The organism is Aurantiacibacter sp. KMU-128 (genome assembly GCF_056933515.1).
The window spans coordinates 626037-649126 of record NZ_JBXORT010000001.1 but is presented as its reverse complement, the minus strand read 5'-3'; the positions used below and the strand labels follow the sequence as shown (position 1 = coordinate 649126).

Sequence of the window (23090 nt, the reverse complement as noted above, 5' to 3'; positions counted from 1 at the left end):
CCCTCGCTCTAACAGGAAAGGAATACCGTCATGAGCTATTTCGCTCCCGCGGTCGAACCGCTGATGCACAAGGTGGAACGGCGCTTGCGCCGGGCCGCCCAGCGGATCGGGACGACGGACCCGGTGCCGTCCGTGGCCGACCTGCTGCGCCGCACCTTCCACTATCCCGAAGGCGATCCGCGCTATGCCCGCAACGCGCTGATGCCGATGGCCGCGCCGTTCGAGCCAAGCTTCTCGGAGCTGCAACCGAACATCCTGCGCTTCACCATCGAGCCGCTGCCGCCCGAGGCTTCGGGGATCGACCGCCGCAACGAGTCGACCCGCGAAATGCGCCGCCTGCTGGGCCAGAATATCGGCAGCGATGCCGTCTACTGGTTTGACCGGGCGAGCGAGCCCTTCCGCGGCATGAGCGCAGGCGGCAAGCTGGATTACGGTGCGTTTTTCGGTTCGTCCTATGATCGCGACGGGCTCTATTCGTCCAAGGTCTATTACGAGACCAATGGCGAAGGCGCGTCGATCGACCAACTGCCCATGGGCCTGTTCCGCACGGTACAGGTGGTGACGCAGCTGATCCCCGGGCTGAAGCCGCTGTTCACAACGCTGGCTGCGGAGCGCCAGTCGGGCTCGCAACGCCTCACTTTCGCCGCAACGCAGCCGCTCCGGCTTGCCGATCTGCAACCCGCGCTGGATGCGCTCGGCCTCGGCCACCGCCTGCCGGGTATAATGCAGACGGTCGGTCTGGTGTTGGGTGGCAGGTTCGATTTGCCCGCCCATGCCGCGCTGCTGGCGTTCGGTGAAGGCCCCAATGGCCCAGACTTCGAGCTGTATCTGCTGCTCGCGCATATCCCCGATGTGCCGCCCAGCTTCCTCAGCCTGCTCACCATGGGTCTGGCCGAACGCCCGCGCAGCCTTGCCGCACTGGAGCGGTGGATGGGGGCCTTCACGCCTGATGACGAGCACTGGCCCGGCCGCTTCTCGATCATCAGCCTGAAGACCGATCGCCACTCGCCGCCCCGCGTCAGCCTGTATCTGCGCCCGGTGGAATTCGAACTGCACGCCGAGGCCCTGCCATCGGCAGCCTGAGGCGCGTCCCCTTCTCTTGCAAAGGTTCCGTCATGACCAGTATGTCCCCGCATCCCGTCCCGGCCGCCATGGCAGAGCCGCAACCCGCGCCCGAAGTGCGCGCGGCGGTGGCCGATGTCCTGCAGAAATCACCCGCCTTCCGGGCGATGAACGCGCAAGACCAGAAGGCCATCGCCAAGGCCACCGCGCAAGTGGCGGGCTATCTCGCACAGCCCGAAGGGATGGACGGGCGCGCGGTGGGCGGCGTCGTGCCGCAGGGAATGGCCGCAAACGATCCCGGTGCGCCCGCGCAGGGAATGTTCTTCGGCAATGACAAATCAGCCGATGAAGCGAGCTGGGACGAGCGGCGCGCGGCTGTCGATGCCATCGGGGAAGGCAAGTTCCGCGCCGATGCCGCCCGCGAAGGCGCGGCGGTGGCGGGGGAATTGCTCAACCAGGTGAAATTCCCCGATTTCGTCTCCGGCCTGATCGAGGGCGTGTTCTCTTCCATCACCAAGAGCTCGATCGAGCAGATGGAAGCCTATCAGAACATGATCGCCAATGTGGCGAAATCGCTGAAGCAATACATGGACGATCACGTCACCATGAACCAGGGGCGGGACAATCTGGTCGACCAGTTCCCCGACCTGTTCGAAATCGGTAGCACCGGCGGCGGCGACGGCTTCGGCGATTTCAGCGGCGGCCTTGCCGATGGCGACGATTTGTTCGGTGACAGCGGCGCGAGCGCGGAACCGCGCCTCAAACTGCGCGACGGGGTGGACGAAAGCGCGGCGCTGGCAAAGATCAACAACACACTCACATTCGAGGACGGAAATCTCAAGAGCCTCGACCTGTCGGACGAGAATGTCGAGCGCGCGCTGGTTGAAAACAGCCGGATGCAGCTCGCCCGCCAGCGCCAGCAACTCATGGCCAGCATCGTGCTGATGGGGATCAACCGGATTGTCGTCACCGACGGACGCATCTCGGCCAAGATCAAATATGATGTCCGCACGTCCGATCGCCTGTCCAAACGGCGCAGCGCCTCGGCGATGGATTACGCGCGGGATCGCTGGGGCAATGTCCAGAAGAATCGCAGCCGCGAAGGCGAATACGAAAACAATTCCTCGGTCTCGGGTAAGCCGGGCACCGAGGAATATAGCGCCGACTGGTTCGCATCGGGCAATTACAAATATGAAGAACGCCCGATCATCACCGCCAGCACCATGGCAGCGGAAACACAGGACGCGGCAATGCAGGCCAAGATCGAGCTGCAGGGCGCGGTCGATGTGAATTTCAAATCGGACTATCTGCCGCTCGACCAGATGGCGACGCCGGGCATGATCGCGGCGATCCAGGGCAATGCAAGGCCGGTCGATCCCAATGTCGTGCCCAGCCCGCGCGGCGCGCCCGCCCCCGCGGCGGCAACGCCTGCGCCTGCAACCACAGCCCCCGCGCCGGTAGCGGCTCCCGCCGCATAAGGAGCACTGCGCGATGTCCGTTTCCCTTCCCCCGCCCGCCCCACCTCCCGCCAACGCAAAGCCGCAAAGTGCGGCGCTCGCGAAAACCAGCGCCGAGGCCATCGACGCCACGCGCCCGCAAGTGCGCGACGCGCTGCTCGCCGCGCCTGCCTTCTCCGCGCTATCGGATGCCGAACGCGCGCAGATCGCGGCAAACACCGTCAAGGTCGTCAGCTATATGACCGATCCCGACGGCATTCTGTCCGAGACGGGGCAGACCATGGCCGCGCCGCCTCTGCCTGCCGCTCCCCAAGCGCAAGCCCAGTCCGCGCCGGTCGCCGAAGCCATGCGCGAAAGCGCGACCGAGGCGACCAAGCGCCGCCTTTCGGGCAAGCAGGGCTTTGCCGGGCAGGATTTCGAGGCGGGCGCGGTGCGGCAGGGGGTCGAGCAATTCGGCGAAATGGTGCAGAAGGTCGACTTCCCCAAATTCGTCGGCGGGCTCATCAAGAACGTCTTCCAGGCGATTGTCGAAAGCTCGATCGAGCAGATGCGCGCCTATGGCGAACTGATCGCCAACGTCTCCAAATCGGTCGACCAGTTTATGGCGGACAACATCACCGAAGCCTCGGGCCGCGATTATCTCGCCGACAAATACCCCGATGTCATGGGCATCAATACGGGCGGCGGCGGCTTTTCGGACGGGTTTGCCGATGGCGATCCGGCCAGCGAAGAAGCGAGCAAGCCGGTGCTCGAAGCGACCGGCGAGGATGCCGCGGTGCGACTTGCCGAAATCAGCAAGCAGATGAACGTCAATCCGCCCGTTACCGATCTGTCCGATGCCAATGCCGAATTGCGGCTGGTGACAGCGGCGCGGCTGGAGATGGCCAAGAGCCGCCAGCAATTGCTGTCGTCGATGGTGATGCTGGGCATCAACCGTATCGTGGTGACCGATGGCTCGATCAACGCCAAGGTTGTGTTCGATATGCGCGCTTCGGACAAGGCACAGCGGTCCTCGCGCGCCAGTATGCACGACCGCGAGGCGCAGAAATACACCCAGTCGGCGAAGGCCGAATATGGCAGCTGGTACACGCCATATTCCGCCAGCGCCTCCTTCACCGGGCAGCAGGAACACGTCGCCACGGTCGGCTCTGCGGTGGATGAGAACAGCGAGTCCAAGGCAGAGGTCAAAGCGCGGCTTTCGGGCGATGTGCGGGTCAATTTCAAGAGCGATTTCCTCCCCATGGAGAAGATGGCGACGCCGGGCATGATGTCCGTCATCCAGGGCAATTCGCTGCCCTTCGATCCCAACCGGAAGGAAGAGGCGACGTCGTAATGGCCATGCAGATCACGCCCGTTGAAGATGCCACCATCGATGCCGCGCTGCGCAAGGGCGAGCATCTTGTCGCACAAGCCACCGGGACCGGTTTGGCCTTCGCCTTCGACGAGATCGGCCATATCGAGTTGCCGCCCGACAGTGCGCTGCAAGTCGACAAGGCGCAGTTGCGCGCGCTCGCCTCGCTCTATCTGGCTGCGGAGCTGGAGCCCGCTGGCGTCATTCCGGCTGCCGAAGCACTGGCGGGGCTTGCCGGCAGCAGACTCAACATCGCGCTTGGGCCGGTGCGGCCACTGGTCGGCGATTTCTGGGAGAAGCGCCGCCAACGCCCCGACGAGGGCGAGCGCAACGCCTTTTTCGCGCGGCTTTATGGCACGTCTTCCGGTCCGCTCACCGCAGGGGTTGATCGAAACGCCTTGTTCGAAGACCGGATGCTGACGCTGTGCGAGGCGCTGATCGCGCTCAACGGGCAGGCAGGGGGACAATTTGGCGGGTTTACGGGGCAGGCCCGCGTTCGCTCGGCAGCGCGCAAACTGCTCGCCAATGTGCTCGGCGCGAGTGGCGGGATCACCGCGTTTCTGGCGAGCGAGATTGTCGCGACGCTCAAATCCGCCTTCGCCATGCTCGGCCACCCGCATCTGCGCGGACAATTCGGCGCGCGCAATATCTGGGATGTGGTGGCGGCGATTTTCCGCCTGTCGGGCCGTCCGGCGCGCGCGCCCTCGGCCTATATCCGGCGCGGCAAATCGGGCATGACTATCCTCGCCTGGCTCGCCGAAGCGAGCGAGACGCTGGAGGGCAATTCCCCGCTGGTCGGACAAGGCGATCCGGTGATCGGCGCGGCGACCGAATGGATCGAAGCGGTGCTGGAGCTTGGCGAGAGCGCAGTGCAGGATGGCCCGACGCCGCCCGCTGGCAGCTCCTCCCCCTGGGCGCAGATCGGATATTGAGACGTGGCGGCGGCGGCCCCTCCCGGCCAGACCGCGCGCAGCGACGTGCGCGAGGGCCTGCGCGAAGTCCTGACATCGGCGCAGGCGTTCAACGCGCTGGAACCCGAAACCCGCAAGGACATTGCCCGCTCGCTGGTCAAGATCGGCTCGACCGCGCTCGATCTGGCAGAGGAGGAAGAACACGCCGCCAAGCGCAAGAAAACGCGTCAGCCGCTCGCCATGGCACAATCGCAACCCGGCTTCGGCGCGGCGACCGACCGGCTGGCACAGACCACGCGCGATACGCTCAACGCTGTATCCTTCCCGCGTTTCGTCAGCGAGCTGATCACCGGCGTGTTCAAGGCGATGAACGATTCGAACCAGCAGCAACTCACCGCCTTTGTCGATCTGATCAAGAACGTCGCCGCCTCTACCGAAGGGTTTGCCGATGCCAATATCGGCAATGGCGGGGCGCGGACGTGGCTGGCGGAAACCTTTCCCGGCTCTTTCGCCATCGAAGGCGGCAGCGATCCCGAATTTGACCGCCCGCAGGATATGACTCCCGAAGAGCGCGCCGAATGGGAAGCCGAAAATGCCGCCGAGCAGCAGCTTGTGCTCGTCTCGGGCGGCACCTTTCCCTCCGAAGGCGCTTTGCGCAGCGCCTTGGGCCTGCCCGAAGGCCAGTCCATCCCCACCGGCGACCCTGAAAGCCTTGTGCCGCTCGCTCGCTCCGCCCTCGCCCGCAACAAGCAGCAAATGCTCGCCACCATGGTGCAGATGGGCCTGCAGCGGATCGTGATCGAGAGCGGGCGGCTCAATGCCTCTATGCGGTTCCACGTCGATACGTCGAGCGTGGCCAACGAAGACAGAGGCTCGCAGTTCGATATGCGCAACACCGTGGAAGCGGGCGCGAATGCTTCGGTGGGGCCATGGGGCGCGTCGGCCAAGGTGCAGAACACAATCGGTTTCGTATCGACCAACCGCGCGCAGAATAGCGAGGAGATCAATACCGAGCTCGACCTCGACAGCGGGGTGGAGCTGATTTTCCGCACCGATTACGTGCCGCTCGACAGGCTGGCAGGCGGCGAAGCGCGCGAGCGGATACGGGTCAATGCGATCAATCCCGAAGCCGAAGCGGCGCGGATCGATAGCGCGCGCACCGCCCGCGCCGAGCGGCGGCAGACCGACCGCACCGCGCGGCGCGACCAGCTCGATTCTCGGCTGCAAACGCCCGAAGCGCCCGCGCCGATGACGCCTATCGAGGTGCCGCAGCCGCAAACGCCGCCTACTGACGGATCAAGCTCGGAAAGCAGTTCGGCAGCGCCCGCTGCTGGCGAGCCGGCAAGCGCAGCCGATCCGGCAGCCGCGGCGTCCTGATCGCTAGCCGCCGGGCTCCTGCGACAGATCAAGCGCGGGTTGCGGGTGGTGGGGCACCAAGATCAGCTCCCCGCCCTCGATCCGCACCGAGGCGAGCCGCGAGAGCAGGTTCATCCCGATCACATTGGTCTGCCCCAGCCCCGGCGCGATCACCGCATCCAAATCGCGCGCGATGACATTGCCGAAGCGCATCTCGCCAATGCTGGTGGTGTAGGCGGCGGCCACCCCGTTCGCGGTGTTGAGCCGGATGGGGAGCCCGCCTTCACGCGGCTCCAGCCCCGCCGCCGCTGCGGTTTCTTCGGACACGGCGGTTAGCGTTGCGCCGGTATCGACCAGAAAGCTGGCGCGGTGGCCGTTTATAGTGGCGTCCAGCCAGTAATGCCCGTCCACGTGCTGCGCGATGCGGGTTTCCTGCCCTTCGACAATCTGTTCGGGATAGCCCAGTTCCGGCACCGCCAGCGAAAAGCGCGGGTCCATGCGCGACAGCTGCAACACGACGAGCACCAGCACGCCCATCAGGCACAGCGTGCTCGACAGCCGGAGCACCCGCCCGAGCACCGGCAAACGCCCGTTCACCAGCGAACCGACCAGCCCCGCAAACATCGCCACCAGCGCGGCAATCAGCAGCAGCGATTTGTCCAAAGCGCGGATCGAATGCGCCAGCTGGTCAAAGATGGGAGCGAAATCCATGGCGGCTTATATAACAGCTATTTCCGGCTTGGCGATGAACCTGCCACAAAAGTCAGGGCGCGCTGCGCGGGATGGCGGCCTTGGCGAGGATGAGCGAGAAGCGCCGCTCGCTATCGGTCCAGCGTGCCTGCGGCGTCCAGCCGCCTGCCAGCAGCAACATATTGGCGCTGCGCTTGCCGAATTTGTGGCTATTTTCGGTGTGGATGCTCTCGCCCTTCTGCATGGTGAAGGCGTTGCCGGAAACGCGGAATGTGACGTCTTCCTGCGCCACCAGATGCATTTCGATGCGGGCGTAAGTATCGACCCAGCGCGCTTCGTGGCGGAAGGCATCCACGGGGATGTCGCCATCCAGTTCACGGTTAATCCGGATGAGGAGGTTCAGATTGAACGCCGCCGTAACGCCCGCCGCATCGTCATAGGCGGCTTCAAGCACCTTGCGCGGCTTGATCAGATCCATGCCGATCAGCAGCTGCGCTTCATCGCCCAGCGTGGCGCGCATTTCGCGCAGTAAATCGACCGCAGTGCGCGGCACCATATTGCCGATGGTGGAGCCCGGGAAAAAGCCGAGCTTGGGCGCGTCATGCACCTCTGTGGGCAATTCCACACGTTTGGTGAAATCGGCCTCCACCGGATGCACCGGCAAGCCGGGGAACTTGGCCGATAAGTCCGCTGCCGCCGCGCGCAGGAACTCGCCCGAAATGTCCAGCGGGACATAGGCCACCGGATTGATCGCGGACAGCACGAGCGGCGTTTTCACCGAAGAACCGGAGCCGAATTCGACGATAGCCCTGCCCGGCCCGATCAAACGCGCAAATTCCTCGCCGCGCTCCCGCAAGATCTCGGTCTCGGCACGGGTCGGGTAATACTCCGGCACCTGCGTAATTTCTTCGAACAGCGCGGAGCCGCGCTCGTCATAGAACCAGCGGGCCGGCACGGCCTTTTGCGCTTGCGCAAACCCCGCGAGGACATCGGCGCGGAAGGCGCGGTCGACCCCGTCATCGTCGAGATCGACCAGCCGTATGTCGGAATTCTGCGCCATTACAGGTCCCTTGCCAGCCGCAGGCCGGTGAATTGCCAGCGTTGCTGGGGGTAAAAGAAGTTGCGGTAACTGGCCCGCGAATGGCCGCGCACGGTCGCGCAGCTTGCGCCTTTGAGCACCCACTGCCCGGCCATGAACTTGCCGTTATATTCGCCAACCGCACCCTTGGCAGGCCGGAAGCGCGGATAAGGGAGATAGGCCGAGCGCGTGAATTGCCAGACATCGCCGAACAGCTCCCCCGTTCCGGTCGGGGAAGGCGGTGCAGCACGGTCGAGCTGGTTACCCGCAGCCGCATCGTGGTCCTGCGCTACCGCTTCCCATTCGAACTCGGTCGGCAAGCGCGCTCCCGCCCAGGTCGCAAAGGCATCCGCCTCGAAAAAGGAGATATGCGCAACGGGCGCTTGCGGATCGCGCTGCTGCCAGCCGCAATGGGTGAAATGCTGGTCCTCGCGCCAGTATAGCGGCGCGGTGATGTGGCAGCGGTTAACCCACGCCCATGCATCGGACAGCCACAGGCGGTGGTCCGAATAGCCGCCATCGGCAATGAATGCGTCCCATTCGCCGTTGGTGACGAGCCTGCGCGACAACGCAAAGGGTTCGAGCAACACGCGGTGCGCCGGGCCTTCATTGTCGAAAGCAAAGCCGTCTGACTGGTGACCTATCTTCGCCACGCCGCCGGGGTGCGAGAGCCAACTGGTAGCCCCCTCCCCTTGCGGGAGGGGGTTGGGGGAGGCGTTCGCCGCGTCAGCGGCGACATTCGGCGCCGACCCCTCTCCCTCCGCGCCTGACGGCGCTCCTCCCTCTCCCGCAAGGGGAGAGGGTTCAAACATCGCCGGGCCGGTCGGATTCTTGCTGAAAGCGTGCTTGATGTCGGTCAGCAGCAATTCGATATGCTGCTGCTCATGGGCAATGCCGAGCGCGATCAGCTCGCCGCATTCGGGCCGTTCGAACAACGGCTCCATCGCCTCGTCCACCGCTGCCCGCCAGTCGAGCACACGCGCCAGAGTAGGCCGCGTCACCAGCCCGCGATTCTTGCGCAGAATGCGGTCGCCCTCGGCCTCGTAATAGGAGTTGAACAGGAACGGGAATTGCCTGTCGAACAGCGTGTAGCCTTCGGCATGATCGCGCAGCAGGAAGGTTTCCCAGAACCACGTCGTATGCGCCGCGTGCCATTTGGCGGGCGAGGCGTCGTCCATCGATTGCACCGTTGCATCGGCCTCGCTCAGGAGTGCGAGAAGACTTTCGGTGAGCGCGCGGGTGTGCCGGTATTGCTCACGCAAATCGTCAGAAACGGGGGCGTTGGTCGTGGCTTGGGAAAGCTCTGGCAACGCCTTCTCCTGTCAATGCAATTGGACACGTGCCCGACATCATGCGCCAGACGGCATATAATGGAAACCCTCTGACCGCGAAAGGTTTCCCCCCAGCGTCAGGCAGTTGCTCACGCCGCCTGCCGGTTACCCTCCGACAATTCGCGGTTAAGCATTTCGGCGAGCAGGAAGGCCAGCTCCAGCGATTGCGCGGCGTTCAAACGCGGGTCGCAATGCGTGTGGTAGCGGTGGTTGAGCCCGGCATCGGTGATCGCCACCGCGCCGCCGGTGCATTCGGTCACGTCCTGCCCGGTCATTTCCAGATGGATGCCGCCCGCATGGCTGCCCTCGGCGCGGTGCACGTCGAAGAAGCCGCGCACTTCGGCAAGGATGCGCTCGAACGGGCGCGTCTTGTAGCCGCTATCCGCCTTAATGACATTGCCGTGCATCGGATCGCAGCTCCACACCACCGGATGGCCTTCGCGCTGCACGGCGCGCACCAGCGGCGCGAGGCCTGCTTCGACCTTGTCGTGCCCGAAACGGCTGATAAGCGTGATGCGCCCCGGCTCGCGCGCGGGGTTGAGGATGTCGAGCATCTCCAAAAGAGCATCAGGCGCAAGGCTCGGCCCGCATTTCATGCCCAGCGGGTTGTTCACACCGCGCAAGAATTCGACATGGGCGCTGTCGAAGAAACGCGTTCTGTCACCGATCCACACGAAATGCGCGGAGCAGTCATACCATTCGCCGGTCAGCGAATCCTGCCGCGTCATCGCCTCTTCATAGGGCAGCAGCAGCGCCTCGTGACTGGTGTAGAAGCTGGTCGCCTTCAGATGCGGATCGCCTTCGATATCGACACCGCACGCTTCCATGAAATCGAGCGCTTCGCCGATGCGGTTGGCGATGTCCTGATACTTCTCTGCCCACGGGCTGCGGCCCATGAAATCGAGCGTCCAGCGTTGCACCTGCCGCAGATTGGCATAGCCACCCCCGGCAAAGGCGCGCAGCAGGTTGAGCGTGGAGGCCGCCTGCGAATAGGCGCGCAGCATCCGTTCGGGATCGTTGCGGCGCGATTCGGGGGTGAATTCGATGCCGTTCACATTGTCGCCGAAATAGCTCGGCAGCGTCACATCGCCCTGCGTCTCCGTATCGGAACTGCGCGGCTTGGCGAACTGGCCAGCCATCCGCCCCAGCTTGATGACCGGCATCTTGCTGGCGAAGGTCAGCACGGCGGCCATTTGCAGGATCACGCGGAAGGTATCGCGGATATTGTTCGGGCTGAATTCGGCAAAGCTCTCGGCACAATCGCCGCCTTGCAGCAGGAACGCCTCGCCCTGTGCGACCTTGCCCAGCTCGGCCTTGAGCATCCGCGCTTCACCGGCAAAAACCAGCGGCGGGAACCCGGCCAGCGTCCGCGTCGCATCAGCGAGCGCCGCTTCGTCCTCATAAGCGGGCAGGTGCTTTGCAATGAAGCGTTCCTGTCTCCAGCTATCGGGTGTCCAATTCTGTGCCACGTCGTTTTTCCGTATAATTTCCGTTAGTCAGCAAGCATCCCCGGCGGAAATAAGGTGTCACAAGTGCCGGAGAAGCCCCGCACTTACGCCCGCCTTTGCGCGCAAGCAAAGGTTACTTGCGAAATTACACGATGCCTAACGCCCGACATTGGTCGCAGCTGTGGCCCCGCCGCCGGTTTCGGGCAGCACCTGCAACTGCCAGCCCGGCTGCGCCAGATAACGCTGCGCCAGCGCCTGCATTTCTTCCACCGTCGCTTCGTCATAGTCGGAATAGATGCTCGGCAAATAGGCAAGGCGGTTGGGATCGAAGGCGGCTCCCGCAAGCTCGCCCAGCCAGAAGGTGTGCCCCGTTTGCGCGCGGGAGAGGAACTGGCGGGCAGGCTCGACTGCGCGCTCCAGCTCGTCCTGCGTCGGGCCGTTTGCGGCTAGATCGGCGGCGATGGCCTGTGCTTCGGCGAAGAAAACGGGTGCCAAAGCGGGTTCGATCTGCACCAGCGCGAGGATCACCCCGCCATTATCGATATCGAGCGGCCAGTTCGACGTGGCAAACGGCGAATAGGACGCGCCCGCCCGCTCGCGCAGATTGTCGATCAGACGGTTGTTGATGATCTGGGCCAGCAGGTCGAGCTTGCGCGCCTGTACGATGCCTTCCGATCCGCCGCCGGTGGGCCACGCCACCAGCGCGGCGGCCTGATCGCTATCGCCGGTATGCGTCAAAGTGCGCGGTGCGCCGCCACGTTGCGGAAAGCCGACACCGCGCGCGGCAATCTCGGCGGGAACCGGCGCGCGCCGCTCCATCGCGCCGAATGTGCGGCCCAGCGCCGCTATCGTCGCGTCGGGATCGATATCGCCGAACACCAGCACTTCGATCTGTCCTTGCGCCAATAACCGCTCCCATACGGCGCGGAAGCCTTCAGGCGTCGCCCGCTCCAGCTCGGCGGGTGTGGGCGTGGCGTAGCGCGGGTCTTCGCCGCGCAGCAGCCAGTCGAGATCGCGGTTGAGCACGCCGTTCGGATCTTGATTGTAGCTGTCATAGGCCAGCCGCGCCGATGCCCTTGCACGCTCAACAGGCGCAGGGTCCCAACTCGGCATCGCCAGCTTGGCGGCGAAGAGATAGAGCTGTTCCTCAAGGTCTTCCTGCCGCGTCAGGCCCTGGAAGGTGAAGGTGCCCTCCTCGATCGAGAACTCGAACCCGACTTTCAGATCGGCAGCCAGCCGGTCAAGATCGTTCTGGTCGAGCGGGCCGATCCCGCTATTGATCAGCGCAGCGGGAGCCAGCTCGGCATAGATCGCCTCGTCTTCCTCAAACGCCTGCCAGCCGCCGCCGAAACGCACATGGACGGTCACACGCCCCGGCTCGTTATCGCGGTCCATAATCAGCGCGCGCACGCCATTGGCAAACTGGATGCCCTGCACGCCGAGCACGCCCAGCGGCCGCACGCTCACCGGCTCTGCGGGCGTGCCAATGAGCGGCAGATCGGCAAAGTTGATCGCCTCGCCATCATCGCGCGCACCGGCATTGGCCAGCACGGGCGCTTGCAGTGCGCGGCGCAGATCGGCCTCGCTCACATCGCGCGGCCCGGGCGCGAGCGCGACGGCGCGGATGACTTCGCCGTCGAACAACTCTTGCGTTGCCGCCAGCACATCCGCCGGATTGAGCTGCGGGCGGAGCGCGCGGTACATTTCGAGGACGTTTTCCGGCGCGGTCACCGCCTCGCGGATATCAACCGCCAGCAGGATCAAGTCGGCCAGTTCGGAACCCGACTGGATATCCGACTGCCCGACCATATCGGAAAAGCTGACATCGACCATCGCTGCAATCTGGTCGATTTCCGCCTGCGAGGGCGGCTCTGCCAGCGCATCGGCGATCACCGCGCGCACATCGGTCAGTGCGGCTTCCCAGTCATCGGTCAGCGGCGTGACGGTAACGAAGGTTGCATCAATCGAGCGGCCAATTTTTTGCCGCGCCGCGCCAGCCGAGAGGAACGAGCCCCCCGCCCGCGCCGCATTCTCCAGCCGCAGATTGATGATCTGAAGGCCGATAGTGCCGAGCATATTGCCCTGATTGTATTCCGGGCTGTCGAACACCGGTTCCCACGGGCGGACAATGGCATAGGTCATCGCGCGCGGCAGGCCGGGCTCGACCACCACCGCCACTTCGCCCACCGGATTAACCGGATCGGCATCGGCAGGCGCAACCGGCCTGCCGAAATCAGGCGCGGGAGTGAGCGGACCGGTTCCCTGCCAGCTGGAAAAATGCCGTTCCACCGTGCTCGCCAGCACCAGCGGATCGGCATCACCCACCAGCACCACAAGCGCGTTTTCCGGGCGGTACCAGCGCGTGTGGAAGGCCTGCACCGCCTCTGCCGTCGCGCCCTGCAAGGTCTCGACCGTGCCGATGGGGCTGCGGGTGGCGTAGCGTTGCCCGGCAAAGAACACCGCCGATGTCGCATCCGAAATGCGCCGCGATGCGCCTGCCTGTTCGCGCCGCTCGCTCAGCACGATGGGCACGTCCTGCGCGAGGTTGGCGGGAGAGAGGACGGGCGAAATCACCATCCCGGCAAAGCGCCGCACGCTGTCATCCAGCGTGGCGCGGTTGGCGTTGGGCAGGTTGAGGTTATAGCTGGTTGCCGTCGGGCTGGTGCGGGCATTGGTGTCGAAACCGAAACTCGCGCCCAGCCGCTGGAAATGCGGGATCGCTTCGCCGGGGCCAAACGTGGCGCTTTCGCGGAACACCATATGCTCAAGCAGGTGCGCAAAGCCGCGCTCGCTGTCTTCTTCGTGCAAAGACCCCGCATCGATCCGCACACGCAAGCTCATCTGGCACGGCGGCACATCGTTCTGCCGCACAGCGTAGCGCAGGCCATTGGGCAGCTGGCCGAACAGCCACTGCTCGTCGACCGGAATGCTGGCGTTCTCATACAGCCACGGATTGTCGGGCTGGATATAGCGCGGCGCGTCCTCGGCTCTCGCATCGATAAAGCAATCGTAGTTTTGCGCCGCCGCTGGAAGCGGAGCAAGCAGAGCAAGGGGAGCGAAAGCGAGGAAAGCGCGCAGAATCTTGGGCATGGTCTCCACCTGATAGCGCAGGAATGAAGGCTTGGTGAATGGTAACTATGATTCTTGCCGACAAAGCAAATATTGCTTCCTTGCCGCTTGGCCACCGCGCCCCTAAATACGACGCATGTTTATCGAGACCGAAACCACGCCCAACCCCTCCACGCTCAAATTCCTGCCGGGCCGCGAAGTCATGGCCAGCGGCACGCGCGATTTCGCCACGCCGGAAGAGGCGGAGGCGAGCCCGCTGGCGCAGACCCTGTTCGACACCGGCGAGGTTACGGGCGTATTCTTCGGCTACAATTTCATCAGCGTAACCGCCGCGCCGGGCGTGTCGTGGAGCGATCTGAAGCCGCAAGTGGTCGCTGTTTTGCTTGACCATTTTGTCTCCGAAGCTCCCCTCTTCGCAGGCGGCGATGCCAGCGGGATTGCGGTTCCGGCCGAAGACGAAGCGGGCGAGATCGGCAATGACGAGGGCACCGAGGATATCGTCGCGCAGATCAACGAGCTGATCGAAACCCGCGTGCGCCCTGCGGTGGCGAGCGATGGCGGCGACATCCGCTATCGCGGCTTCCGTGACGGTGTGGTGTTCCTGCAAATGCAAGGTGCGTGTTCGGGCTGTCCCAGCTCGACCGCGACACTCAAGCACGGGATCGAGGGACTGCTGAAGCATTACGTGCCCGAAGTGAAGGAAGTGCGCGCCGCCTGACCGCTGGCGCTCACAAGAACCATCGCGCCGCTGGCGCGTTGGTGACCCATATTCCTTTTCCAGCGGAGCTTTTCCCGATGACCGACACCCTTTCCGACGCCGCTCTCGATCTCATCTTCCGCGAGGCGCGCAGCTATAATGGCTGGCTCGACAAGCCGGTGAGCGAAGCGCAAATCCACCAGATTTACGAGCTGATGAAAATGGGGCCGACCTCAGCCAACCAGCAACCCGCGCGGCTCGTCTGGGTGCGCTCGGACGAGGCCAAGCGGCAGCTGGCCGATTGCGCTTCGGACGGCAACAAGGACAAGATCCTCGGCGCTCCCGCAACTGTCATCATCGGCTATGATCTGGATTTCCACGAGCAACTCCCGTGGCTGTTCCCGCACACCGATGCGAAAAGCTGGTTCGAAGGCGACGAGGATGCGCGCCGAGAAAGCGCGTTCCGCAACTCCGTGCTCCAAGGCGCCTATCTGATGATCGCCGCGCGCGCTTTGGGCCTCGATTGCGGGCCGATGTCGGGCTTCGACCAGGACGCCACCACCAAAGCCTTCTTCGCCGACCAGCCGCGTGTGCGCGCCGATTGGCTGTGCTCGATCGGCTATGGTGACCGGACGAGCATTTTCGACCGCAGCCCGCGCCCGGAATTCGACACCTTTAACAAACTCGCCTGACCGTCTAACGCGCTCAGTCTATGCGGATACTGGCGATAGATTGCGCGACCGAGGCGTGTTCGGCGGCCCTGTTTGATGGCACCGCACTGGTCGAAGGCCGGTGCGAGGTGCTGGGGCGCGGCCATGCCGAGCGGCTTGTGCCGATGATCGCGGAATTGCCCGACAAGGGGCGCGCGGACCGCATTCTCGTCTCGCTCGGCCCCGGCAGTTTTACCGGCGTGCGGATCGGCATTGCAGCAGCGCGCGCGCTGGGCCTTGCTTGGGGCGCGGAGGTGCTCGGCTACCCGACACTAGAGCTTGTGCGTGCGCGCACCTGGCAGCCCACACCGCGCGCTGTCACCGTGTGCATGAATGGCGGGCATGGCGAGTATTTCGTGCAGAGTTTCGATGCAGAGGCCCAGCCCGAAGGCGAGGTGCAATCGCTGAAACCCGCCGATGCGGCGAAAGCGGCACGCCACAAGGTTATCGCCGGTAATCGCGCCAAGGAACTGGTGGCGTTAATCGGTGGCGACTGCCTCGCGCTCGATCTGCTGCCCGATGCCAATTACGCGCATTTGCTGCACGAAACACGCCTCACCACCAATCTCAGCCCGATCTATGGCCGTGCGCCCGATGCAAAACCGCAGGTGGCGCAGCCATGAGCGACGATCCGGTCGATGCGATTATGGCGGTGATGCAGACCGCCTTCGATCCGCGCTATGGCGAAGCGTGGACGCGGCGGCAGGTGGCCGATGCGCTTATCTCTCCGCACACGCACTTCCTGCTGTTCGGGCAGGAGGAAGGCGAGCCGATCCGCGCCGATACAACTACCGGCTTCACCATGTCACGCCATGTGGCGGACGAGGTGGAATTGCTGCTCGTTGCAGTGCGGCCGGAATTTCGTGGCCGAGGCCTCGGCAAGGCCATGATGCGGGGCTTTATGGAGGATGCTCGGGCACGCGGCGCGGCGAAGGCGTTTCTCGAAATGCGCGCAGGTAATCCCGCCGAACACCTGTATCGCGCCTGCGGCTTCGAACAAATCGGTGTTCGCAAAGGATATTATCGCGGAGCAGTCGGCGGCCCGCTCGACGCGATTACTTTCGGGCGCGTTCTCTGATTAAAGTAAACGGTTTGTGACTTACTGTTTTTCGCCAAAGCAGTTCGTCGAAAAGCTCCGTGAAAATACGCAGCAGCCCCTTGTCTTGCCTTATGCAATCCGCCAAAGCGCCTGCCAACCGCAGCCAAAGAATAAGCTACGGGCAAATAACGGGTACGCAACGTCCTAGAGGTGACAATGGAAAATACACAAACCGAAACCAATGAAATGCTCATCACGCTGACCGCCGACATCGTGACGGCGCATGTGGCGAACAACAATGTCGACGGGGAAACGCTCCCCTCGCTGATCCAGAATGTTTACGGCGCGCTCGCCGGTCTTGGCACAACCAAGACCGTTGAAGAAAAGCCCTCGCCCGCAGTGCCGATCCGTTCTTCGGTAAAGAACGATTACATCGTCTGTCTGGAAGACGGCAAGAAGATGAAGATGCTCAAGCGCCACCTGATGACCGCTTACGGCATGACGCCCGACGAGTATCGCGAGCGGTGGGGCCTGCCCGCCGACTACCCGATGGTCGCCCCCGCCTATGCCGAAAAGCGCCGTGAACTGGCCAAGAAGATCGGCCTTGGCCGCAAGCCCGGCCAGAAGCGCGGTCGCAAGAAGGCGGCGAAATAATCGAGCCAGTCGATAAGCCTGTCCCGAAGGTTCATCGGGGCCGTGCTTGAGTGAAACGCCCTGCGCCAGTAAGGCTGCGGGGCGTTTTCCTTTCCAGCGGCCCTTGCAGTCGCGCCAGAAGCAGGCAAATACAGGACAATGATCGATCTCGAAGCTCTCTGCGCCGAACGCGGCCTGCGTATCACCGATCAACGGCGGGTGATCGCCAAGGTGCTGTCCGAAAGCGACGACCACCCCGACGTCGAAAAACTGCACGAGCGGGCGAGCGCGGTCGATCCGAAGATTTCGATTGCCACCGTATACCGCACCGTGCGCCTGTTCGAAGAAGCGGGCATTCTTGACCGGCACGATTTCGGCGATGGCCGCGCGCGGTATGAGCCTGCCCCCGAAGCACATCACGATCATCTGATCGATGTCGAAACCGGCAGAGTGGTGGAGTTTGTCGATCCGGAGCTGGAAGCGCTCCAGCGGCAGATTGCCGAAAAGCTGGGCTACCGCCTCGTCGATCACCGGATGGAGCTATATGCCGTGCGGCTCGACCGCGAAGAAAAGGGCTAAGGCGTTCACCCGATGGCGCCCTCGATCCCCTACCCCACAGCGAAGATTTCGCCCTTGGGCTATGTGCTGATCGGGTTCCGCCTGATCCTGATGCTGCTTCTGCTCATCGTCTGCGTACCCTTGCATTATCTTTGGCGGATTCTTGGCTTTGACCGGATGTGGCCGCGCGTGTTCCTCACCTGTATCGGCGCGGTGGCGGGAATCCACTTGCGGCGGCGGGGCAAAAGGGTGCCCGGCGCATTGCTGCTCGCCAATCATGTGACATGGATGGACATCCCCGCGCTCGCACAGGCTGCGAACAGCGCCTTTGTCGCGCATGACGGTTTGGCGCATATCGGCTTTCTGCGCTGGCTGTGCGACATGAACGAGACGGTCTTTGTCGCCCGACATGATCGCAGCAGCGTCGGCGCGCAGAAAGAGGCGGTACGGGCCGCGATGGACCATGGTGGCACGCTGACGCTGTTTCCCGAGGGGACAACGGCGGATGGCACCGAATTGCTGCCGTTCAAGTCTTCGCTCCTCGGCGCGCTGGAGCCGCTGCCCGAAGGCGCGACGGTGCAGCCGGTCTATCTCGATTACGAGGATGTGCCCGATATCAGCTGGGTCGGCGAAGAACCCGGCCTCGACAATTTCAAACGCATCCTCGCCCGGCTGCGGCCCGTGCGGCTGGATGTGCATTTCCTGGAGCCGCTCTCGGGCGAGGCGCTGACGAACCGCAAGACGATGACGGCGGCGGCGCAAAGGGCGATTGCGGGGGCGATGGATTAATTGCAGCAATTCGCGTAAGTGAATCGTCATGCCATTGAAACGCAGACGATCTCCCGCTGAAAAGAAGGCGCTGTCCTATGCCAAGGACCGGCGCAATGACTATGGCGAGAATGACAAGGCGTCGCGCAAGCTAATCCCGCGAAGGAAAGCCGAGGCCCATCGCAAAGTTCGCAGGAATGCGCGCCAACAAGCTGTATTGGCCGCGAGCGAAGCGCTGGATGAGACGAAAACCGATCTTATTGAAAACGCACTAGAGCACGACTTGCTCGGCAAACGTCGTTGGAAGAAGTGGAGCGACCTTCCTCTTGGCGAGCACGTAAAAACCCGACAGGCGAAACGCGCATGGCGCGACGAGCGCGTGAAGTGGTACCAAAAAATGGCTGCCAAGGCCAAGGAACAGGGTCACACAGGCTGGTCGTTTTCGTGGCGCGGTTCGGAGGATGACTCCGACTTCAGACCGCTCTAAAGGCCCGCATCATGAAACCGACCGACACTCCCCAAGGGGCCCCGCGCACTTACCGGGTCAAAAGCTTCGGCTGCCAGATGAACGTCTATGATGGCGAGCGGATGGGCGAATTGCTTGAAGCCAAGGGCATAACCCCCGCCGCAGAGGGCGAGGATGCCGATCTGGTGGTGCTCAACACCTGCCATATCCGCGAGAAGGCGACCGAGAAGGTCTATTCCGACATCGGCCGGATCGAGAAGGCCGGGCGCGAGGCTGGTAAGAAGCCGATGATCGCGGTCGCAGGCTGCGTCGCGCAGGCCGAGGGCGAGGAGATCATGAAACGCTCTCCCGGCGTAGGCATGGTGGTTGGCCCGCAGGCCTATCACCGGCTCGGCGACATGGTGGAGCGGGCGGTCAAGGGCGAACGCTCGACTGACACCGATATGCCCGAAAACAACGCCAAATTCGGCGCGCTTCCGGCGCGGCGGCGGGTCTCGCCCAGTGCGTTCCTTACCGTGCAGGAAGGGTGCGACAAGTTCTGCACCTATTGCGTGGTGCCCTATACGCGCGGCGCCGAAATCTCTCGCCCCTTTGCCGAACTTGTCGAGGAAGCGAAGCGGCTGGTCGATGCCGGCGCACGCGAAATCACTCTGCTCGGCCAGAATGTGAATGCGTGGCGCGGCGAGGACGGCAAGGGCCGCAGCACCGGCCTTGAAGGGCTGATCCACGCGCTCGCCGCCATCCCCGATCTGGCGCGCATCCGCTACACCACCAGCCACCCCAACGACATGACCGAAGGCTTGATCGCCGCGCATGGCGAGGTCGAGAAGCTGATGCCGTATCTGCACCTCCCTGTGCAGAGCGGGAATGACCGTGTGCTCAAGGCGATGAACCGCAGCCACACGGCGGAAAGCTATCTCAAACTGCTCGACCGGTTCCGCGCGGTGCGCCCCGATATCGCACTGTCGGGCGATTTCATCGTCGGCTTCCCCGGCGAGACCGAGGCCGAGTTCGAAGACACGTTGCGGATCGTGGATGCGGTCCGCTACGCCGCCGCCTTCAGCTTCAAATACTCGCCGCGCCCCGGCACCCCTGCCGCGAGCATGGACGGCCAGATCCCGGCGGAAGTGATGGACGAACGCCTGCAACGCCTGCAAGCCGCGCTGAACCGCGACCAGCTCGCTTTCAACGCAGCGAGCGTCGGCAAGACCTGCGATGTGCTGATCGAGCGCAAGGGCCGCAAGCCTGGCCAATGGCTGGGCAAATCACCCTGGCTGCAATCGGTGTTCTTCGACAGCGAACTGGCCATCGGGGACATGGTGCGCGCCGAACTGGTCTATGCCGGACCAAGCTCGTTGCAGGGCCGGTTGCTGGAGACGGTTACGGCATAGTCACCGGGTGGATCGGGCTGGCCTCGGTCAATATCGGGACACCCAATTGGTCGGCTGCAATTTCGGGCTGCATAGTCGGGTTGAGCGGATATCTCTCGCCATCAAACCGCATGATGACGTGGTGGCACGGATTGAGCCCGCCACCGCAAACGAACATGGTCAAATCGCGCCAGCCATTAGTGGTACTATCCAGTACCGTGATTGGCGGTCGGGATATTGTTGAGCCGGAGATTCTGCTGAACCCGCTTTGGTTTTGGCCATAGACACGAAAACTGCATCCGCCTGAGCCGCAAAACATCGTCGAAAGAACAAGTATCTCGTTTCGCCCATCATCGTTGAGATCGATTTGCCCGCCAAGGAAACCGGGAGTCCAGTGACGCTGTAAGTTCTCGCTGACCTGCTGATCGATCCCGTCAACTTCAAGCGCTGCAATTGCAGCAATCTGCTCCGCCGAAAGTGCAAAACGTTGGTCTGGTTCTCCATAGCGCCCGGCCCGATCCAGTTCGGCCTGCGGGGCACCGAACACGGTCCCGTCGGAGTCCGGGCCTTCCCATACCTCCACCGATGCCTCAGAACTCTCCGGCTCTTCCGGCGGAGTTGCGGGCGCGCACGATGCGGACGCCAAAACGACCAGCGGAGCGATCAACCGCACCCTAACCCTCCTCTTCATACTCCCGCGCTACCGCATTCGGCAGGCGGTTTGCGGCCGCAGCGGGATCGAGCTCGTAGAGCGCCCGCAGATAGGCCCGGTCGAAGCGGGTCAACACCTGCTCGCCCTGCCCGTTTATAAAGGGCGATGTCACCGATGTCGGCACGGTAAACTCGTGATCATACGGCTCCAGCCCCGGAGCAAGCAGGCGCATCGTCGCGTAATCGCTCACCCGTTCCAGATCCATGCCGATGAGCCAGTCTGCATCGAGTACCACCGCGCCGCTAACGACTGCCATGCTGTAGGTTGCGCCGGTCCGGCGGGTGCGGGCCTGATTGTTGATGCGGGCATTCATGTAAAGTGGAGCGATCGTCCCGTTCAGCCCGGCGACTGTTGCGCTATGCGCCAGGCGCGCACCTTCGGCCGAGCGGGCTTCCACATTGTGCCAGACGATAACCGGTGCGCCCTCGCCCACTTCAAATGTCACGCGGCGACGGTTCTCGGATTCGATCACCCATGGCTGGCGATCCTGCAGAAGTGCAAGCAATTCCTCCGGTTCCGCCACCACAAAGACCAGCGCATTGGCGGTGCAGCCTTCCTCGGCAACCGGAATGCCTGCTTGCCGTGCATTGGCCAGCATCCGTTCGTGCACGAAAGCGTTCGCCTGCGCCGCCATCCCGGTCACGTGCAGGCATATGGGATCGAGATAGCGTTGCAGCGGCGTATCGTTGCCGCGCTCCTGCATCACCGCTTGCACTGCCGCGCGCACCTGCCCGGCTTCGGGCAGCTCTCCGCTGACGATGATCGCGTCCTGGTCCTGCGCCTCGGCTGCGCTGGCGAAGGTCAAGGCGAGCGCGGCGACAGCTAGGCGAAAGCTCAACATGAACGCCAGCTTACGCGCCGAAGCTGAATGACAGGTGGATGACTTTCCACCGTGAAGCGTGGCCCGCCCGCTTGCCAGCCGCGCTGTGGCGCTTACATTTGCTGTATAGAACCAGCGAAAGGACTCGGCTCCCACCCACATGGCTCGCAAAGCTCAACGGAGCGGCACCCACGCCGCCACCATCGCCCACCCGGAAACGCGGCATGACCATTCGCGGCGCGCGCGCATCGAAGTCGGGTTTGACGAGCAAGCCGTGCTCGGCGCGCTGTTCGGGCAGTTCGATGCCAATCTCGTGCAGATCGAAAACCGGCTCGGCGTCTATATCGCGGCGCGCGGAGACAAGGTTGCTATCGAAGGCGTCGCCGATGATGTGGCGCGGGCGCGCGACGTGCTGGTAAAAATGCACGAAAAGCTGGTGACGGGCGAAGAGCTTGATGCGGGCGCGATCGATGCGCTGATCAACATGGCAGACGAGCCTACGCTCGAAGGGATCATCACCGGCGATGCCAAGGCTCCGCCGATCATGATCCGCACCCGCAAGAAGACGATCACGCCGCGCAGCGCGATGCAGGCCGACTATATGCGCCAGCTGGTGAGCCGCGACATCATCTTCGCGCTTGGCCCGGCGGGTACGGGGAAGACCTATCTCGCGGTGGCGCAGGCGATCAGCCAGCTGATTACCGGCAGCGTGCAGCGCCTAATCCTCTCGCGCCCTGCGGTGGAAGCGGGCGAGAAGCTGGGCTTCCTGCCCGGCGACATGAAGGAAAAGGTCGATCCCTATCTGCGCCCGCTCTACGACGCGCTGTATGATTGTATGCCGCCCGAACAGGTCGACCGGAGGATTGCCAGCGGCGAGATCGAAATCGCGCCCATCGCCTTTATGCGCGGGCGGACATTGGCGGACGCCTTCGTGATCCTCGACGAAGCGCAGAACACCACGAAAGAACAGATGAAGATGTTCCTCACCCGCTTCGGCCAGAACAGCCGCATGGTGATCTGTGGCGATCCGCGGCAGGTCGACATCCCCGGCGGCGACCGCATGAGCGGGCTGGCCGATGCGGTGGAACGGCTAGAAGGGGTCGAGGGGATCGGCATCACCCGCTTCACCGTCGCCGATGTGGTGCGCCACCCGATCGTGGGGCGGATTGTCGAGGCGTATGAGGGCGAGGATGCCGCGCCTTGATCCACCCTCGTCGTCCCCGCGAAAGCGGGGATCCCGCTTTTCTTCATGAAAGGCGGTTGGGTCTACATGATGAGCGACCGGTATCGCGGCGGCATTTACACCGGCGTTACCGCAGATCTGCCGCAACGCGTGACCGATCACCGCGAGGGCAAGGGATCAAGGTTTGTTGCGAAGTATGGCTTCAACCGATTGGTCTATATGGAATGGCATGACCGGATCGAAGATGCGATTGCGCGCGAGAAAGCGATCAAGAAATGGCGTCGCGCTTGGAAGATTGAATTGATCGAAACAATGAACCGCGATTGGAATGATTTATATGAAACCCTCAACGCCTGAGTTAGCGGGGCCCCCGCTTTCGCG

At 63.5% G+C, this 23090-nt stretch carries 23 protein-coding genes; 16 read left to right on the top strand and 7 right to left on the bottom strand.

The window, feature by feature from the left end; all coding sequences use genetic code 11:
- The first annotated feature begins 30 nt into the window (after positions 1-30).
- Genes ACS0VV_RS03350 through ACS0VV_RS03330 form a run of 5 tightly spaced genes read left to right on the top strand, consistent with a single transcriptional unit; the run spans position 31 to position 6158 of the window.
- Entirely contained in the window at positions 31-1083 is a 1053-nt protein-coding gene (locus ACS0VV_RS03350; RefSeq protein WP_483531319.1) for a hypothetical protein, read from the top strand.
- Between the two features lie 32 nt (positions 1084-1115).
- Complete coding sequence (locus tag ACS0VV_RS03345; protein ID WP_483531318.1) at positions 1116-2540, top strand: hypothetical protein; 1425 nt, start codon at positions 1116-1118, stop codon at positions 2538-2540.
- Between the two features lie 13 nt (positions 2541-2553).
- Complete coding sequence (locus tag ACS0VV_RS03340; RefSeq protein ID WP_483531317.1) at positions 2554-3852, top strand: hypothetical protein; 1299 nt, start codon at positions 2554-2556, stop codon at positions 3850-3852.
- On the top strand, positions 3852-4802 hold the full coding sequence (locus tag ACS0VV_RS03335) for a hypothetical protein (RefSeq protein ID WP_483531316.1): 951 nt from the start codon (positions 3852-3854) through the stop codon (positions 4800-4802). Before ACS0VV_RS03340 ends, ACS0VV_RS03335 begins: the two co-directional genes overlap by 1 nt.
- Before the next feature lie 3 nt (positions 4803-4805).
- Positions 4806-6158 (top strand): hypothetical protein, encoded by a 1353-nt coding sequence (locus tag ACS0VV_RS03330; RefSeq protein WP_483531315.1) that lies wholly within the window; start codon positions 4806-4808, stop codon positions 6156-6158.
- A 3-nt stretch (positions 6159-6161) separates the two neighbouring features.
- Here ACS0VV_RS03330 and ACS0VV_RS03325 read toward each other — a convergent pair whose 3' ends face one another.
- From ACS0VV_RS03325 to ACS0VV_RS03305, 5 genes are all read right to left on the bottom strand, one after another.
- Positions 6162-6848 (bottom strand): retropepsin-like aspartic protease family protein, encoded by a 687-nt coding sequence (locus ACS0VV_RS03325; RefSeq protein WP_483531314.1) that lies wholly within the window; start codon positions 6846-6848, stop codon positions 6162-6164.
- Between the two features lie 52 nt (positions 6849-6900).
- Entirely contained in the window at positions 6901-7887 is a 987-nt protein-coding gene (gene egtD, locus ACS0VV_RS03320) for an L-histidine N(alpha)-methyltransferase (RefSeq protein WP_483531313.1), read from the bottom strand.
- Complete coding sequence (gene egtB, locus ACS0VV_RS03315; RefSeq protein ID WP_483531312.1) at positions 7887-9215, bottom strand: ergothioneine biosynthesis protein EgtB; 1329 nt, start codon at positions 9213-9215, stop codon at positions 7887-7889. Before egtB ends, egtD begins: the two co-directional genes overlap by 1 nt.
- A gap of 110 nt (positions 9216-9325) precedes the next feature.
- Positions 9326-10705 (bottom strand): class II 3-deoxy-7-phosphoheptulonate synthase, encoded by a 1380-nt coding sequence (locus ACS0VV_RS03310; protein ID WP_483531311.1) that lies wholly within the window; start codon positions 10703-10705, stop codon positions 9326-9328.
- A 135-nt stretch (positions 10706-10840) separates the two neighbouring features.
- Positions 10841-13774: a M16 family metallopeptidase gene (locus ACS0VV_RS03305; protein ID WP_483531310.1), complete on the bottom strand. Its 2934-nt coding sequence runs from the start codon at positions 13772-13774 to the stop codon at positions 10841-10843.
- Between the two features lie 115 nt (positions 13775-13889).
- Between ACS0VV_RS03305 and ACS0VV_RS03300 the strand changes: the two genes are divergently transcribed.
- The 9 genes from ACS0VV_RS03300 to miaB all read left to right on the top strand — a co-directional run bounded on the left by ACS0VV_RS03300 (position 13890) and on the right by miaB (position 20015).
- Positions 13890-14471, top strand: coding sequence for a NifU family protein (locus ACS0VV_RS03300; RefSeq protein WP_483531309.1), 582 nt, complete (start codon positions 13890-13892; stop codon positions 14469-14471).
- Between the two features lie 77 nt (positions 14472-14548).
- Entirely contained in the window at positions 14549-15142 is a 594-nt protein-coding gene (locus tag ACS0VV_RS03295) for a malonic semialdehyde reductase (RefSeq protein ID WP_483531308.1), read from the top strand.
- A 20-nt stretch (positions 15143-15162) separates the two neighbouring features.
- Positions 15163-15783, top strand: a complete 621-nt coding sequence (gene tsaB, locus ACS0VV_RS03290; protein WP_483531307.1) for a tRNA (adenosine(37)-N6)-threonylcarbamoyltransferase complex dimerization subunit type 1 TsaB — start codon at positions 15163-15165, stop codon at positions 15781-15783.
- Positions 15780-16238 carry a GNAT family N-acetyltransferase gene (locus ACS0VV_RS03285; RefSeq protein WP_483531306.1) on the top strand — a complete coding sequence of 153 codons (459 nt, stop codon included), beginning with the start codon at positions 15780-15782 and terminating at the stop codon, positions 16236-16238. The genes tsaB and ACS0VV_RS03285 overlap by 4 nt, the downstream gene beginning before the upstream one ends.
- 177 nt (positions 16239-16415) lie before the next feature.
- On the top strand, positions 16416-16853 hold the full coding sequence (locus tag ACS0VV_RS03280) for a Ros/MucR family transcriptional regulator (protein ID WP_483531305.1): 438 nt from the start codon (positions 16416-16418) through the stop codon (positions 16851-16853).
- A gap of 138 nt (positions 16854-16991) precedes the next feature.
- Positions 16992-17411, top strand: a complete 420-nt coding sequence (locus ACS0VV_RS03275; protein WP_483531304.1) for a Fur family transcriptional regulator — start codon at positions 16992-16994, stop codon at positions 17409-17411.
- Between the two features lie 12 nt (positions 17412-17423).
- The gene (locus ACS0VV_RS03270) at positions 17424-18179 is read left to right on the top strand and encodes a lysophospholipid acyltransferase family protein (protein ID WP_483531303.1); all 756 of its coding nucleotides are present in this window, start codon (positions 17424-17426) and stop codon (positions 18177-18179) included.
- A 28-nt stretch (positions 18180-18207) separates the two neighbouring features.
- Positions 18208-18645 carry a hypothetical protein gene (locus ACS0VV_RS03265; protein WP_483531302.1) on the top strand — a complete coding sequence of 146 codons (438 nt, stop codon included), beginning with the start codon at positions 18208-18210 and terminating at the stop codon, positions 18643-18645.
- An 11-nt stretch (positions 18646-18656) separates the two neighbouring features.
- A complete protein-coding gene (gene miaB, locus ACS0VV_RS03260; RefSeq protein WP_483531301.1) occupies positions 18657-20015 on the top strand; it encodes a tRNA (N6-isopentenyl adenosine(37)-C2)-methylthiotransferase MiaB in 1359 nt (452 codons plus the stop codon).
- Here the strand turns inward: miaB and ACS0VV_RS03255 are convergent.
- Together ACS0VV_RS03255 and ACS0VV_RS03250 are read right to left on the bottom strand one after the other, a co-directional pair.
- Positions 20005-20667 carry a hypothetical protein gene (locus ACS0VV_RS03255; RefSeq protein ID WP_483531300.1) on the bottom strand — a complete coding sequence of 221 codons (663 nt, stop codon included), beginning with the start codon at positions 20665-20667 and terminating at the stop codon, positions 20005-20007. The two genes, miaB and ACS0VV_RS03255, sit on opposite strands and share 11 nt — an antisense overlap.
- A 1-nt stretch (position 20668) precedes the next feature.
- Positions 20669-21547: a hypothetical protein gene (locus ACS0VV_RS03250; protein ID WP_483531299.1), complete on the bottom strand. Its 879-nt coding sequence runs from the start codon at positions 21545-21547 to the stop codon at positions 20669-20671.
- Between the two features lie 139 nt (positions 21548-21686).
- Between ACS0VV_RS03250 and ACS0VV_RS03245 the strand changes: the two genes are divergently transcribed.
- Together ACS0VV_RS03245 and ACS0VV_RS03240 are read left to right on the top strand one after the other, a co-directional pair.
- Complete coding sequence (locus ACS0VV_RS03245; RefSeq protein ID WP_483531298.1) at positions 21687-22730, top strand: PhoH family protein; 1044 nt, start codon at positions 21687-21689, stop codon at positions 22728-22730.
- A gap of 66 nt (positions 22731-22796) precedes the next feature.
- Positions 22797-23066, top strand: a complete 270-nt coding sequence (locus ACS0VV_RS03240) for a GIY-YIG nuclease family protein (RefSeq protein WP_483531297.1) — start codon at positions 22797-22799, stop codon at positions 23064-23066.
- Positions 23067-23090: the final 24 nt, after the last annotated feature.

Excerpts from the sequence above, each read along its gene's own strand:
- ACS0VV_RS03350 (WP_483531319.1), top strand. The coding sequence starts at position 31 with ATGAGCTATTTCGCTCCCGCGGTCGAACCGCTGATGCACAAGGTGGAA.
- ACS0VV_RS03345 (WP_483531318.1), top strand. The coding sequence starts at position 1,116 with ATGACCAGTATGTCCCCGCATCCCGTCCCGGCCGCCATGGCAGAGCCG.
- ACS0VV_RS03340 (WP_483531317.1), top strand. The coding sequence starts at position 2,554 with ATGTCCGTTTCCCTTCCCCCGCCCGCCCCACCTCCCGCCAACGCAAAG.
- ACS0VV_RS03335 (WP_483531316.1), top strand. The coding sequence starts at position 3,852 with ATGGCCATGCAGATCACGCCCGTTGAAGATGCCACCATCGATGCCGCG.
- ACS0VV_RS03325 (WP_483531314.1), bottom strand. The coding sequence starts at position 6,848 with ATGGATTTCGCTCCCATCTTTGACCAGCTGGCGCATTCGATCCGCGCT.
- egtD (WP_483531313.1), bottom strand. The coding sequence starts at position 7,887 with ATGGCGCAGAATTCCGACATACGGCTGGTCGATCTCGACGATGACGGG.
- ACS0VV_RS03305 (WP_483531310.1), bottom strand. The coding sequence starts at position 13,774 with ATGCCCAAGATTCTGCGCGCTTTCCTCGCTTTCGCTCCCCTTGCTCTG.
- ACS0VV_RS03300 (WP_483531309.1), top strand. The coding sequence starts at position 13,890 with ATGTTTATCGAGACCGAAACCACGCCCAACCCCTCCACGCTCAAATTC.
- ACS0VV_RS03295 (WP_483531308.1), top strand. The coding sequence starts at position 14,549 with ATGACCGACACCCTTTCCGACGCCGCTCTCGATCTCATCTTCCGCGAG.
- tsaB (WP_483531307.1), top strand. The coding sequence starts at position 15,163 with ATGCGGATACTGGCGATAGATTGCGCGACCGAGGCGTGTTCGGCGGCC.
- ACS0VV_RS03285 (WP_483531306.1), top strand. The coding sequence starts at position 15,780 with ATGAGCGACGATCCGGTCGATGCGATTATGGCGGTGATGCAGACCGCC.
- ACS0VV_RS03280 (WP_483531305.1), top strand. The coding sequence starts at position 16,416 with ATGGAAAATACACAAACCGAAACCAATGAAATGCTCATCACGCTGACC.
- ACS0VV_RS03275 (WP_483531304.1), top strand. The coding sequence starts at position 16,992 with ATGATCGATCTCGAAGCTCTCTGCGCCGAACGCGGCCTGCGTATCACC.
- ACS0VV_RS03270 (WP_483531303.1), top strand. The coding sequence starts at position 17,424 with ATGGCGCCCTCGATCCCCTACCCCACAGCGAAGATTTCGCCCTTGGGC.
- ACS0VV_RS03265 (WP_483531302.1), top strand. The coding sequence starts at position 18,208 with ATGCCATTGAAACGCAGACGATCTCCCGCTGAAAAGAAGGCGCTGTCC.
- miaB (WP_483531301.1), top strand. The coding sequence starts at position 18,657 with ATGAAACCGACCGACACTCCCCAAGGGGCCCCGCGCACTTACCGGGTC.
- ACS0VV_RS03250 (WP_483531299.1), bottom strand. The coding sequence starts at position 21,547 with ATGTTGAGCTTTCGCCTAGCTGTCGCCGCGCTCGCCTTGACCTTCGCC.
- ACS0VV_RS03245 (WP_483531298.1), top strand. The coding sequence starts at position 21,687 with ATGGCTCGCAAAGCTCAACGGAGCGGCACCCACGCCGCCACCATCGCC.
- ACS0VV_RS03240 (WP_483531297.1), top strand. The coding sequence starts at position 22,797 with ATGATGAGCGACCGGTATCGCGGCGGCATTTACACCGGCGTTACCGCA.